This is a genomic window from Microbacterium sp. CPCC 204701 (assembly GCF_004010105.1).
Taxonomy (GTDB): Bacteria; Actinomycetota; Actinomycetes; order Actinomycetales; family Microbacteriaceae; genus Microbacterium.
Genome location: NZ_RRYE01000055.1, coordinates 1 through 12196, shown reverse-complemented (window position 1 = coordinate 12196; position 12196 = coordinate 1). Strand labels below are relative to the sequence as shown.

Below are 12196 nucleotides of genomic sequence, written 5' to 3'. Positions count from 1 at the left end.
CGTCGCGACCACGAGCCGCCCGGGGGTGCTGAGCCCGCGCCGCTCGAGCTCGTCGCGCAGCCACGCGCTCGCGGCGATGACGCGATGCGCGCAGGGGAGAGCCCACCGCTCGCCCGCGACCGCCTGCGGGTCGGCGTCGGGGAACGCCTCGGCGAGCATATGCGCGAGCACGACGATGCGCAGTCGGCCCGAGGCCGCCTCGATCGCTGAGGGCGCGCCGATCGCGATCAGGCCGTCGACCAGTACGAGGCTCCCGTCGGGGATCGGCTCGAGCGGGTCCGGGTCGGTGGCGGCGACCTCGACGGTGCGCACGTCCCACCCGAGCGTGCGCAGCTCGGCGCTCACGCGCTCGTCGTACACGTTGCCGCCGCTCACGCGATCCGGGTCGTCGAACCCGTCGGGAACGACGAACCAGACGACCCGCGCGAGCGCGCTCACAGCGTCACCGAGAACGACGCCCATGCGACGTGCGACTCGTGCAGCGTCACTTCGATCCCCGTGAGGTTGCCGCTGCCGAGCCCGCCCGTGCGCACCGCCTCGACGAGGCGTTCCGCGATGACGCTGCAGAGGCGCTCGGTCGTCGTGTTGACGCCGGCGAACTCCGGTTCGTCGTCGAGGTTTCGGTACGAGAGCGTCGACAGGATGCCGTGCAGCGCGTCCGACGCGCGCCCGATGTCGATCACCACGCCGTCGGCGTCCAGAGCGCCCGCGCGGAAGGTGGCGTCCACGACGTAGGTGGCGCCGTGCAGGCGCTGGGCGGGTCCGAACGTCTCGCCCGTGAAGCTGTGGGCGATCATCATGTGGTCGCGGACGGTGAGCGCGTAGGTCATCCGGAGTCCTTCCAGTCGATCGTGTGGCACAGGCCCGGGAGCGACCCCGTCGCGATCGCGGCCATGACATCGGGCAGGTCGCGCCAGGACGATTCGCCGGTGAGCAGGTGGTCGAACGCGGGGTCGCGCAGCAGCCGCAGCGCGAGCCCGAGGCGGTCGTTCGTCGTGCGGGTGCCGCGCCGGCGAGGCGCGAGCATCCCCACCTGGCTCGAGCGGATCGTGAGGCGCCGGGAGTGGAAGGCGCCCCCGAGCCGCACGCTCGCCGCGCGATCGCCGAACCAGCTGGCCTCGATGATCTCGCCCTCGACGGCGGCGGTGTCGATGGCCAGCTGCAGGCCTGCGTCCGACCCGCTGGTGTCGATCACCAGGTCGCGATCCTGCGGCGCCTCGGCGGGCCGGGCGTACGCGACGCCGAGCCGCTCGCACACCTCCGCCTTCGCCGGGTCGATGTCGACGATCGCCACCTCGACCCCCGGGATGCCGCGAGCCAGGCGCGCGACCGCGCACCCGATCATCCCGGCGCCGACCACCGTGACACGGTCGCCGACCAGGGGCGCGGCATCCCACAGGATGTTCACCGCCGTCTCGACGGATCCCGCGAGCACCGCCCTGCGTGCCGGGACGTCGTCGGGCACGACCGCGACGGCCGCTGAGGGCACGACGAAGGCGGACTGGTGCGGATACAGGGCGAACACGGTGCGCCCGACGAGGTCGGCCGGGCCCTCTTCGACCACGCCGACGTTGAGGTATCCGTATTTGACCGGACCAGGGAAGTCGCCCGCCTGGAACGGCGCCCGCATGCGCTCGCGCTCGCCGGCGGGTACTTCGCCGCGGAAGACGAGCGACTCGGTGCCCCGGCTGATGCCGGTGTACAGCGTGCGCACCAGCACCTCGCCCGCCCCGGCGCTCGGCACCGCCTCGCCTCGGAGCGATCCCCGCGTGGGGGCGTCGATCCAGTACGCCGTGGCCATCATCGGCGGAAAGCCCCGATCGATTGAACCGAGACCCACTGCCGAAACGTGTTCCCAGTGGTATCCATGACGGAGGAACGGAGGTCAGCATGCCGAAAGTTCATCTCGCTCCGCTCTCGTCGATCGCGGCGGGGCTGCTGGGCCTCTGGGCGATCGACCTGTTCTCACCGCTCTCCGCGGTCGGATGGACCGCCGGACTCCTCTACCTTGGCGTGTCGAACGGACTGCTCGCCAGGGGGGTGCACCGCCGGACGATGATCGTCTTCGGGTGGGCGAACTGGGCCACCGCGACGCGTTCGACACTCGTGGCACTCGTCACCGCACTGGTCGCGGCATCCTTCGTCTCACCCGTGTCGGTGCCGTTGCTGGTCGTGCTGGCGAGCATCGCTCTGGCGCTGGACGCGATCGACGGATGGCTCGCGCGCCGCACGCACTCGGAGAGCGCGCTCGGGGCGCAGTTCGACATGGAGGTGGATGCCTTCCTCCTCCTCGTGCTGAGCGTGTACGTCGCGCCCGCGCTCGGGTGGTGGGTGCTCACGATCGGTCTGCTGCGGTACGGGTTCGTCGTCGCGGGATGGTTCCTGCCGTGGATGCGCGCGACCCTGCCGCCTCGGTACTGGCGCAAGGTGACGACGGCGGTCGCGGGCGTCGCGCTGACGGCGGTTGCCAGCGGGCTGCTGCCCGCGGGGGCGTCGATGGCCGCGGTGCTGATCGCCCTCGCGCTGCTGTTGGAGTCGTTCGGGCGGGACGTGCTGTGGCTCGTCTCTCACCGACCTCGCCCGGCGACCCGCGTCGCGGCGGGTCACAGAAGAATGAATGGAGTGGTCCGATGACCCAGACAACAACGCCGCAGACCCGTCAGCGGGTGCTGTGGGTGCTACGCATAGTCAGCGCCGCTTTCCTGCTGGCGGCGGGAGGCATCCACCTTTACCTCGCCCTCAACGGGGTCGGGGGCATCCTCGGGGTGATGTTCATCCTGAACGCGGTCGGCGGCCTGGTCTTGGCGATTGCGATGGTGGCGTTGCGGGGACGGATGCTGCAGGCCGCGGCGGTGGTGAGCCTGCTGTTCCTCATCGCCACGCTGGGGTCGCTTCTGCTGGCGCTGACCGTCGGGCTGTTCGGCATCCACACGGACTGGGACTTCACGCTGGTGCCCGAGACCGTGATCGTCGAGTCGATCGGGGTGGTGGTGCTCGCGGCGACGACGGTCATGGTCTTGCGCAGGCCGCGCGACTGACGAACCGGAGAGGAGTCCGTCCGCGGTGGGCAGGCACCTGACGCGCTCGTATCATCGGTAGCCGTGATCGCCGGCGCATCTGCGGGGAATCTAGAGCCGGAGCACAGAGAGGCTTCAAGCGGAGCCGTAGAGATCTTTCAAGTCGGCGTCCTGGATCCCCTCTATAGCGCCAGCACGAGCGTCTTCGAGCGCAGCCTGCTTAGCGTTGAGAGTCTCCAGCTCGGCGCCGCGCTTGTTCTTCTTGTTCTTCCTGAGTGCCGTCAGTTCCCTATCGATTTCCGACACCCGATTGACGACCGCCAAGTCGCTGAAGGACTGGAGCGCCCGTACTACATCCGTGTCGAGCGGGCCGCTATCGGCGTGAAAGAACCGGTCCATGAGGTCTGCCGCAAGCTTCATGGGCCGCCACTTCTTCAGGATGTCATCTGGTGTCCCGTCGATCTTCAGCAGCACGTAGGGCCAAGTCTCCTTGGCTGCTTCGCCGGTCCTTCTGTCTACGAGCTTGCCCTGACTGCTGACGATGTAGTCGTTGCCGTCGACTTCGAGTTCAACCTCTGCAACCTCCGGGCGGCGGAACCAGCCCCCGTTGTCGACGACGACCTTCTGCGTATCGGGCGTGAGAAGAACCCAACCGCCCGTGAAGTTCTCCTCCCCGATCGAGTTGATGTTCATCTCCCACGTGAGGTCGCTGGGGGGAAGGTCGAGCCATCTGTCGACCAGATCGATGGCGAGATTCAATCCGCTCCCTGCCGCGCGCACGATGGCTTGCCCTTGCGGTCCGCCACCGAGGAACGCTGGCAGTCCGGCCACGCTGGCGGCAGCTTCGACCCACTTCTTCGCTACCGCGGGCTCGAACTGATGATCTCCCGCGATCGAGACGGTGATGAGGAGTTCCCGCGCAGTCACGCCAGGCGAGTAGTAGGCGAGCTTCGTCCCCGGCAGGTTTGCGCTCTTCTTGAGAAACTCCCTCGGTTCGACATCATCGCGGTACCAGTTGAGAGCCTGGGTGCCGGAGGGGATGTCCCGCGGGTCCTTCACGGAGGACGTCACCAGGACGTCGCGCCTGCCTTCGATTGAGTTTCCGATCCAGACGTCTTCGATCGTGATCGTCATTGGGCGGCCCGGCCCGACGCGCTGCCAAGGGGGACTCTCGTGTTCATGTGGACCTGGAACCTCGTGGCCTGATCGCGGAATTATCGCGTCGACCACGGTGCCTTTAGTGGGCATACTCACGGAGCCGGACATTGCAACCCCCAGGTGCTCGTTGATGGCGACATTGGCACTACGAGGGTGCTGGCGCAAGTGGTGGATGCGTCTGGGCGCCCCGCAACTTCGCCTGAGCCGATCAGCGGGCCCGGCGGGTACAGCGACGAGTGACGTCGACCTGCTGGTCATCGGTGACCGCGTCTTCAATGAAGACCGTTCCAGCCTCGCGGCGACCTATGAGGCCGATGGCGAGGTGTTCGAGGTATTCGCGTACACCCTCACCGGCTTCGAGGAATGAGCGCAACGCTGTGTTCGTGAGTTCCGGCCCGTCATAGTCGACATGCTCGTTCGGGTACACCCGTGTTTGATCACGGCACGCTGGATGGCTTCCGCGCGCGTTGGACCAAGGTCTACGCCGAGGGTTTTTTTCACCTAACAACCAATCGTGCGCCCTGCGCGGCGTGAGCGAGGAGCTGCTGCGCCGACGCGCTCCCAGCCGACTTCAAGTTCGCCTCGCAGTTCACGAATGCCTGCCGCGTCTGCTCCTGGATGGTGTGGCCGGCGAGCGTCCCCGTCGCCATGTTGACGCCGACGAGCCCGAGACGCAGCCGGCATGAAAGAGACCAGGTCGCGGTGGGATACGGGGATGAAGTCGCGAGCTGAGGCGAGCCATCCCGACTCGTTCAGTCCGACTTCCCGATTGTCCACGCAGTCGACCGTAGCGAAGGTCGCCGCTCGACGGTGGCTAGCGAGGCGGCGATCGCGGCCGCCCGGTAGCGTCGAGCTATGAGCGACGTACTCCCGTTGAGCCCCGACGAGCTGCTGACGACGACCCGCTCCGTGCGGCGACGGCTCGACCTCAATCGGCCTGTGCCGATCGATGCCGTCCGAGAGGCGCTCGAGGTCGCGCTCCAGGCGCCGACTGGCAGCAACGCTCAGACATGGCACTGGATCGTCGTCACCGATCCGGAGAAGCGCGCGGCGATCGCCGCGCTGTATGCCCGATCATTTGCCCGCTATCGAGCGTCCGGAGGCCGAACCTACGCCGACCCGACGCGCCAGGCAGTGCAGCAGCGGGTTTCGTCGAGCGCCGATCACCTGGCCGAGCACATGAAGGACGTCCCCGTTCTCGTGATCGGCGCGATCTTCACGGGCTCCGAGGACTTCGCGCCGGGAAGCCAGGCGGGTCTGTGGGGGTCGCTTCTCCCTGCCGCCTGGAGCCTGCAGCTCGCGCTGCGGGCACGCGGCCTCGGCAGCGCGTGGACGACTCTGCATCTCGCGTACGAGCGCGAGATCGCAGAACTCCTCGGCATCCCACCGACCGTGCGTCAGGGCGTGCTGCTGCCCGTCGCATACACCGTGGGGACGGACTTCCGTCCCGCGCACCGTGCGCCGCTCGACGACGTCCTGCATATCGACGCCTGGTGACGGTCACGGCGTCGATCCGGGAGCGCGCCGACGGGCTACCAGATGGTGCGGTCTTGCACGCACGTATCGACCGCCCTTTACGCGCACCGCACGCATCGCGGTCGCTCAACGACCGGCCGCGAGGTTCACGTCGGGGACGGTGGGTTACGTCGAGGGCGAGGGGCGGGCGGGGGAGGGACCTCCTTCGCAGCGATGATCGCGTCACGAGGAATGCGCTCGACGCCGCGCTTGCCGTAGACCGTGACGGTCTCAGCATCCGTGCTCAGAAGCTCACCGAGAGCGTCGGTCGCCTGCCCGGTCGGCAGCAGGTAGCGCACGACCACGCGGTGACCGGGCTCGGGCAGGTTCACCATTGGCCCGGGGAGTAATCCTTGAGGAAGATGCCGAACAGGTCCTCGCCGGCCTCGCCGCGCACGATCGGGTCGTAGACGCGAGCCGCGCCGTCGACCAGGTCCAGCGGGGCGTGGAAGCCTTCCTCGGCGAGCCGCACCTTGGTCGGGTGCGGGCGCTCGTCCGTGATCCAGCCAGTGTCGACGCTGGTCATGAGGATGCGGTCGGTTTCGAACAGCTCGCGCGCGCTCGTGCGCGTCAGCATGTTGACGGCCGCCTTGGCCATGTTGGTATGAGGATGCCCCGGACCCTTGTAGCCGCGATTGAACACACCCTCCATCGCGCTCACGTTCACCACGTAGGTGCGCCGCGCCGGGCTCGCGGCAAGCGACCTGCGCAGCTTCGAGACGAGCAGGAACGGCGCAGTGGTGTTCGCGAGCTGCACCTCAAGCATCTCGAGCGGATCGATATCGTCGACGCTCTGCACCCACGAGTTCGTGTGGTCGAGATCGGGGATGAGCCCGCCGGCGTCGATCGCCGTACCTGCGGCGAGGCGCTCGAGTGAGCTCGAACCCGCGGCCATCGCCTGCTCGGTGAGTTCGTCGGCGCGTGCGGCGGCTGCCGCGAGGATCGGGTGCGCGGCAACGGAGCGTTCTAGTGCCTGCGGATGACGGTCGTTGGTGTGGCCGAACGTGACGAGCTCGGGGAGTGGGCCAGACGGCAACGGCGCCAGTTCCGCGTCGACGAGCGGCTGATACGCGCCGGGCGAGCGGCGCACGGTCTGCGTCGCGTTGTTGATGAGGATGTCGAGCGGGCCGGCGGCCGCGACATCCTCCGCCAATCCGATCACCTGCGCCGGATCGCGCAGGTCGATGCCGACGACCTTGAGGCGGTCGATCCACTCCGGCGCGTCGGCCAGGCTGCTGAAGCGGCGCACCGCATCGCGCGGGAAGCGGGTGGTGATCGTCGTGTGCGCGCCGTCGCGCAGCAGCCGGAGCGCGATGTACATGCCGATCTTCGCGCGGCCGCCGGTGAGGAGCGCGCGCCTGCCCGTGAGGTCGGTGCGTGCACCGCGCTTCGCATGGCTCATCGCCGCGCAGGTGGGGCAGAGCTGGTGGTAGAACGCGTCGACCACCGTGTAGGGCTGCTTGCAGATGTAGCAGGCGCGCGGCTTGAGCAGGGTTCCCGCGGTTGGAGCGGTCGTCGAGCTCGAGATGGGGATGCCCCGCGTTTCGTCGTCGATGCGGTCGGGCGCGCCGGTGGCCGTGGACGCGACGACCGCGCGGTCGGCGGCGGCGATCGCCTCGCGGATCTCGCGACGCCGCTCCTTCTTCACGGCCTTGAACATCGCGGCGGTTGCACGACGGACGGCGACGTAGTCGGGGTGCGTCTCGTCGACACCGGCCATGCTGCCGAGCACCCGCAAGGTGGTCGCCAGATCGTCCGGGTCGATGCCGCTCGGCGGCAGAGCGGAGGGCGCGGGGGAGTCGGGAAGCACACGTGATTCTACGCCGGGCGGCTTAGACCCTTCCTGTTAGCGTGCTTCCGTGAGCACCTCGAACCCGGCGCCGGCTCGCGCGCGCACCATCCGTGTGTCTGCCGCGGTCATCGTGAACGACCGCGACGAGCTGTTGCTGGTGCGCAAGACCGGCACAACGGCATTCATGCAGCCCGGTGGCAAGCCGGAGCCCAACGAGACCCCGGCCGAGACGTTGAGCCGCGAGCTGTATGAAGAGCTGGGATTGTCGGTGGATGCTGCGGACCTGCGCCCGCTCGGATCGTTCACCGCGGCGGCAGCCAACGAGCCCGGATTCGTGGTGGTGGCGGACGTCTTCGAGGCCGATATCGGGGATCAGCTGCCGGTGATCGCGGCGGAGATCGAGGAGCTGCGCTGGGTCGCGCGAGCGGAAGCCGCGCAACTGGAAGTCGCGCCGCTGGCGCGAGAGAACTTCCTCCCCTGACTCCCCCCCGCTCCTCAACCGGGGGGCGAGTCGGCTCAGCCCGCCAACGGCACCGTGCGCGAATGGAGGCCGCTGGCCACCGTCTCCTCGCCGGCCCCGACGAGATCCAGCACCGCCTCGGAACCCACCGGCACCCTCACCTCGACCCGCAGCTCCGCGCCCTCGATCCGCCATGCGATCGCGGCCTCGCCATACGGCGTGAGCTGCCGCGCCGACGCCGAGGTCAGCCCACCACCCGGCCGAGGCGCGAACCGAATCTTCCGATACCCCGGTGAGGCCGGCGCGAGCCCCGCTATCACGCGGTGCATCCAGTCGGCCACTGCCCCGAGGGCGTAGTGGTTGAACGAGGTCATCTGCCCCGGGTTCACGGTGCCGTCGGGCAGCAGCGAGTCCCAGCGCTCCCACACCGTGGTCGCGCCCTGTTCCACCTGATAGAGCCACGACGGGCACTCGCGCTCCAGCAGCAGGTCGTACGCCGTCGAGACATGGCCGTTCGCGCTCAGCGCGTCCGACACGAGCGGCGTGCCCACGAACCCGGTCGCGATGCGGTTGCCAGCCTCGTGCACGAGCTGCGCGAGACGGGATGCCGCGGCATCCCGCATCCTCGGATCGGTGAGGAGGTCGAACTGCAGGGCGAGGGCGTACGCGGTCTGCGCGTCACTGGTCATGGTGCCGTCGTCGCTCACGTACTCGGCTGCGAACGCGGAGGCGACCTCATCGGCGAGGGTGTCATACCGCGCAGCCTCGGCCCCGAGACCCAGCACCTCCGCCATGCGCGCCACGGTGCGTGCGGACTTCGCGAAGTACGCCGTCGCGACGAGGTAGCGGTCGGTGCGGGCATCGGCGGGGTCGTTCGGCGGAGCTGCCGGGTCGAGCCAGTCGCCCAGTTGGAACCCGGAGTTCCACAGGCGTGAGGGTCCCGCGATGCGCTCGATCAGGTCGACCCAGCGCCGCGCGCTGTCGAACTGGGCCCGCAGCACTCCGGTGTCGCCGAACCGCTCGTACAGCGTCCACGGCAGCAGGGTCGCGACGTCGCCCCACGCGGCACCCGGGCGCAGCGGCGTCCACATCTTGTCGGCCGGGATGACCGGCACGTACCAGGGCACGGTGCCGTCGGGCAGCTGCTCGTTCTCGACGTCGCGCAGCCACCCCGACAGCATGCCCGAGACGTCGTACAGCGTCGCGGCGGTGGGGCCGAACACCTGGATGTCGCCGGTCCAGCCCACGCGCTCGTCGCGCTGCGGGCAGTCGGTGGGGATGTCGACGAAGTTGCCGCGCATGCCCCACAGCACGTTCTGATGCAGGCGGTTGAGCGCGGGATCGGACGACTCGAACCACCCGGTGCGCTCCAGATCCGTGTGATACACCCGAGCGACCAGAGCGCCCGCGGCGACATCGGCGTCGAGGTCGCCCGGCCAGCCCGACACCTCGACGTAGCGGAAGCCGTGGAAGGTGAAGCGCGGCTCCCACTCCTCGATTTCGCGCCCGGCGAGCGTGTAGTTGTCGGCAGACCGCGCGGTGCGCAGCGGGCGCGTGTAGATCTCGCCGTCCTGCATCACTTCTGCGGTGCGGAGCGTCACCGTCGCACCCGCTTCGCCCGAGACCCGGAGGCGCACGCGGCCGACGAGGTTCTGCCCGAAGTCGAGGATGCGCGAGCCGCTCGGCCCGGTGAGCACCTCGACGGGCCGCACCTCCTCGGTGCAGCGCACCGGCGGAGCGGTGGGCGCCACGAGGGTCGCGGGATCGCGGTGGCGCTCCTGGGCGATCTCCCATCCGGCGTCGTCGAAGCCCGGGGTCGACCAGCCCGGCTGCTCCTGGCGCGCGTCGTAGTCCTCGCCGTCGTAGATGCCGCTGTGCAGGATCGGGCTCGCCGCGGTGCGCCACGAGTGGTCGGTCGCGACGACCTCGCGCGTGCCGTCGGCGTAGGTCAGTTCGAGCTGGCCGAGGAAAGACTGGTCGGTGCCGTAGAGGTTGCGGAAACCGCCGCGCCAGCCCAATCGGCCGCGGTACCAGCCGTCGCCGAGCCAGGCGCCGATGGCGTTGGCGCCCGGTCGCACGAAGCCGGTGACGTCATAGGTGTAGTAGCGCAGGCGCGTGCCGTACACCGTCCATCCCGGCGAGAGCGTGTCGTCGCCGATGCGCTCGCCGTTGAGCACGGCCTCGTACAGCCCGTGCGCCGTGGCGTACAGCCGCGCCCGCACGAGATCCGCACGCGCCTCGAACTCGCCACGCACGAGCGACGGGCGGCGCTCGTCGGACTGCGGATTCTCGTTGCGCATCGCCCCGACGGGCCGCGCGATCCAGTCCGAGGGCTCGAGCAGTCCCGCCTCGAGAGTGGTGGGGGCGGATGCCGCCGACCACGCGCCGTCGGCGCCTCGCACCGCGATCCGCACGGTGGCGACGTCGCGCGAGCCGAGCGGTGCGGCGGGCCAGGCGACCAGCACCTGCTCGCCGCTTTCGATCTCGAAGGACTCCGTCGCGCTGTCGCGTTCGACGTCGACGCGGTAGGCGGTCTGCCTCCAGTCCGATGGCGCCGAACTCACGATCCACGACAGCCGCGGCATCCGCTCGCCGATCCCCAGGGGTTCACGGTGGTGCTCGACCCGAGGTGCGTCGACGACGACGGACATGGAATCTCCTTCAGATTTCGAAACGTTTCAACTAAGCTTAGGCGACGACCGCCGGGCAGAGGAAGCGCCGGCTGCGAAGGAGAGGCGACATGAGGATCGGCGTCACAGGAAGCGGTGGCAAGCTCGGCCGCGCGACGGTCGAGCGACTGCGAGCCGACGGTCACGAGGTGATCGGGTTCGACCTCGCCGGCACGCCGGGCATCGGCTTCACGCGGGTCGACCTCACCGACTTCGGGCAGACCCTCGACGCGTTCCTCTCGGTCACTGCGCGGCACGACGGGCTCGACGCGCTGGTGCACCTGGCGGCGATCCCGGTGAACGGACTGGTTCCGGATGCCGCGACCTTCCACAACAACGTCACCGTGTCGTTCAACGCGCTGTTCGCCGCCCACCGCGCCGGCATCCGCACGATCGTGCTCGCCTCGAGCATCACCGCGATGGGCTTCCCGTTCGACGAGGCGCCCCCCGCGCTCCCGGTCGACGAGACGTACACGAGCGCCAACAACACCTACGGGCTCGGCAAGGTGGCCGAGGAGGCCATCGCCGCCCAGCTCGTGCGCTGGAACGCCGAGACGTCGATCACGGCGCTCCGGTTCACCAACGTCGTCGGTGCCGACGAGTACGTCACGTTCGAGCGCGCGAGTGAGCCGAACTACCGCCGCGACCTGATCGGGTCGTGGATCGACGCGCGCGACGGCGCGCAGGCGGTGGCGCTGGCCCTCGCGGGCGCCCAGCCGGGGTTCGAGGTGTACAACGTCGCCGCGCCGGAGTCGGGTGTTGCAGCGCCGTCGCGCGAGGTCGCCGAGCGCTGGTTCCCCGCCACGCCGATCGCCGACGACCTCGGCGAGTACGAGTCGCTCATGTCGACGCGCAAGATCCGCGAGCGCCTCGGGTTCACCGCCCAGCACGACTGGCGCTGATGTCGCGCCCGGGCATCCGCCAGGTCGCCGAACGCGCGGGAGTCGCCGTCGGCACGGTGTCGGCGTACCTGAACCACCCCGACCGCGTCTCGGCCGAGCGGGCGCGGCGCATCGCCGAGGCCATCGACGAGCTGGGGTTCGTGCCGAGCATCGCCGGCCGCCAGCTGCGCCTGGGCGTCAGCACGCTGATCGGCTACCTGTCGCCCGACGTCAGCAACCCGCACTTCAGCGAGATCGCCGAAGAGGTCGAGCGTCGCGCCGAACGGCTCGGCACGACCGTGTTCTTCGCGCACTCGCACGGCGACCACGACCGCGAGAACGCCTACCTCGAGGCGTTCGAGCAGCGTCAGGTGCGCGGGCTCCTGGTCGCCTCGTTCGCGCCGATCGAAGACCGCCTCGCCGCGATGCGCGACCGCGGCACGCCCTCGGTGCTGGTCGGGCGTCGTGCGTGCCGAGCCGAGCAGCCGTCGGTCTCGATCGACGACGTCTCGGGCGGCCGGCAGGCCGCACGACACCTGATCGAGAACGGATGCCGCCGCCTCGCGTTCGTCGGCGGCCCGCTGCCCGTGCAGCAGGTGGCCGACCGCCTGGCGGGCGCACGCGAGGCGGTTTCCGAGCTCGAGGTGATCGAGGTCGAGGAGCGGTCGATCGCCGCCGGCCGCGCCGTCGGCGCCGAGCTCGCG

13 protein-coding genes and 1 pseudogene are annotated in these 12196 nt (G+C 69.6%); 7 read left to right on the top strand and 7 right to left on the bottom strand.

The window, feature by feature from the left end:
* The 3 genes and pseudogenes from EIO58_RS05885 to EIO58_RS05875 form a co-directional block, all read right to left on the bottom strand.
* A pseudogene (locus EIO58_RS05885) lies at positions 1-438 on the bottom strand (glycosyltransferase family 4 protein); the annotation flags it as partial.
* Positions 435-830, bottom strand: a complete 396-nt coding sequence (locus tag EIO58_RS05880; protein ID WP_127818727.1) for a 6-pyruvoyl trahydropterin synthase family protein — start codon at positions 828-830, stop codon at positions 435-437. The gene EIO58_RS05880 and the pseudogene EIO58_RS05885, both read right to left, overlap by 4 nt.
* The gene (locus EIO58_RS05875; RefSeq protein WP_127818726.1) at positions 827-1804 is read right to left on the bottom strand and encodes a zinc-dependent alcohol dehydrogenase; all 978 of its coding nucleotides are present in this window, start codon (positions 1802-1804) and stop codon (positions 827-829) included. Before EIO58_RS05875 ends, EIO58_RS05880 begins: the two co-directional genes overlap by 4 nt.
* An 86-nt stretch (positions 1805-1890) precedes the next feature.
* Here EIO58_RS05875 and EIO58_RS05870 point away from each other — a divergent pair, with 86 nt between their 5' ends.
* Together EIO58_RS05870 and EIO58_RS05865 are read left to right on the top strand one after the other, a co-directional pair.
* Positions 1891-2634, top strand: coding sequence for a CDP-alcohol phosphatidyltransferase family protein (locus EIO58_RS05870; RefSeq protein ID WP_127818725.1), 744 nt, complete (start codon positions 1891-1893; stop codon positions 2632-2634).
* Entirely contained in the window at positions 2631-3038 is a 408-nt protein-coding gene (locus tag EIO58_RS05865) for a hypothetical protein (RefSeq protein WP_127818724.1), read from the top strand. Before EIO58_RS05870 ends, EIO58_RS05865 begins: the two co-directional genes overlap by 4 nt.
* Positions 3039-3152: 114 nt before the next feature.
* Here the strand turns inward: EIO58_RS05865 and EIO58_RS05860 are convergent, their stop codons facing one another.
* Positions 3153-4151 (bottom strand): hypothetical protein, encoded by a 999-nt coding sequence (locus tag EIO58_RS05860; protein WP_127818723.1) that lies wholly within the window; start codon positions 4149-4151, stop codon positions 3153-3155.
* A 154-nt stretch (positions 4152-4305) separates the two neighbouring features.
* Between EIO58_RS05860 and EIO58_RS05855 the strand changes: the two genes are divergently transcribed.
* Entirely contained in the window at positions 4306-4542 is a 237-nt protein-coding gene (locus EIO58_RS05855; RefSeq protein ID WP_127818722.1) for a hypothetical protein, read from the top strand.
* Between the two features lie 488 nt (positions 4543-5030).
* A complete protein-coding gene (locus tag EIO58_RS05850; RefSeq protein ID WP_127818721.1) occupies positions 5031-5672 on the top strand; it encodes a nitroreductase family protein in 642 nt (213 codons plus the stop codon).
* A gap of 125 nt (positions 5673-5797) precedes the next feature.
* Here the strand turns inward: EIO58_RS05850 and EIO58_RS05845 are convergent, their stop codons facing one another.
* Together EIO58_RS05845 and EIO58_RS05840 are read right to left on the bottom strand one after the other, a co-directional pair.
* Positions 5798-6025 carry a putative acetyltransferase gene (locus EIO58_RS05845; protein ID WP_127818720.1) on the bottom strand — a complete coding sequence of 76 codons (228 nt, stop codon included), beginning with the start codon at positions 6023-6025 and terminating at the stop codon, positions 5798-5800.
* Positions 6019-7500 carry an SDR family oxidoreductase gene (locus EIO58_RS05840; protein ID WP_205789152.1) on the bottom strand — a complete coding sequence of 494 codons (1482 nt, stop codon included), beginning with the start codon at positions 7498-7500 and terminating at the stop codon, positions 6019-6021. Before EIO58_RS05840 ends, EIO58_RS05845 begins: the two co-directional genes overlap by 7 nt.
* A gap of 49 nt (positions 7501-7549) precedes the next feature.
* Between EIO58_RS05840 and EIO58_RS05835 the strand changes: the two genes are divergently transcribed.
* Entirely contained in the window at positions 7550-7963 is a 414-nt protein-coding gene (locus EIO58_RS05835) for an NUDIX hydrolase (protein WP_127818719.1), read from the top strand.
* A gap of 35 nt (positions 7964-7998) precedes the next feature.
* Here EIO58_RS05835 and EIO58_RS05830 read toward each other — a convergent pair whose 3' ends face one another.
* On the bottom strand, positions 7999-10593 hold the full coding sequence (locus EIO58_RS05830; RefSeq protein ID WP_127818718.1) for an alpha-L-rhamnosidase: 2595 nt from the start codon (positions 10591-10593) through the stop codon (positions 7999-8001).
* Between the two features lie 89 nt (positions 10594-10682).
* Here EIO58_RS05830 and EIO58_RS05825 point away from each other — a divergent pair, with 89 nt between their 5' ends.
* Together EIO58_RS05825 and EIO58_RS05820 are read left to right on the top strand one after the other, a co-directional pair.
* Complete coding sequence (locus EIO58_RS05825) at positions 10683-11513, top strand: NAD-dependent epimerase/dehydratase family protein (RefSeq protein ID WP_127818717.1); 831 nt, start codon at positions 10683-10685, stop codon at positions 11511-11513.
* Positions 11513-12196, top strand: a 684-nt coding sequence (locus tag EIO58_RS05820) for a LacI family DNA-binding transcriptional regulator (RefSeq protein ID WP_164861544.1), incomplete at its 3' end; no start/stop codon positions are given. The genes EIO58_RS05825 and EIO58_RS05820, both read left to right, overlap by 1 nt.

Bases quoted from the DNA above. Each gene is read 5' to 3' on its own strand.
- EIO58_RS05880 (WP_127818727.1), bottom strand. From the start codon at position 830: ATGACCTACGCGCTCACCGTCCGCGACCACATGATGATCGCCCACAGC.
- EIO58_RS05875 (WP_127818726.1), bottom strand. From the start codon at position 1,804: ATGATGGCCACGGCGTACTGGATCGACGCCCCCACGCGGGGATCGCTC.
- EIO58_RS05870 (WP_127818725.1), top strand. From the start codon at position 1,891: ATGCCGAAAGTTCATCTCGCTCCGCTCTCGTCGATCGCGGCGGGGCTG.
- EIO58_RS05865 (WP_127818724.1), top strand. From the start codon at position 2,631: ATGACCCAGACAACAACGCCGCAGACCCGTCAGCGGGTGCTGTGGGTG.
- EIO58_RS05860 (WP_127818723.1), bottom strand. From the start codon at position 4,151: ATGACGATCACGATCGAAGACGTCTGGATCGGAAACTCAATCGAAGGC.
- EIO58_RS05855 (WP_127818722.1), top strand. From the start codon at position 4,306: ATGGCGACATTGGCACTACGAGGGTGCTGGCGCAAGTGGTGGATGCGT.
- EIO58_RS05850 (WP_127818721.1), top strand. From the start codon at position 5,031: ATGAGCGACGTACTCCCGTTGAGCCCCGACGAGCTGCTGACGACGACC.
- EIO58_RS05845 (WP_127818720.1), bottom strand. From the start codon at position 6,025: ATGGTGAACCTGCCCGAGCCCGGTCACCGCGTGGTCGTGCGCTACCTG.
- EIO58_RS05830 (WP_127818718.1), bottom strand. From the start codon at position 10,593: ATGTCCGTCGTCGTCGACGCACCTCGGGTCGAGCACCACCGTGAACCC.
- EIO58_RS05825 (WP_127818717.1), top strand. From the start codon at position 10,683: ATGAGGATCGGCGTCACAGGAAGCGGTGGCAAGCTCGGCCGCGCGACG.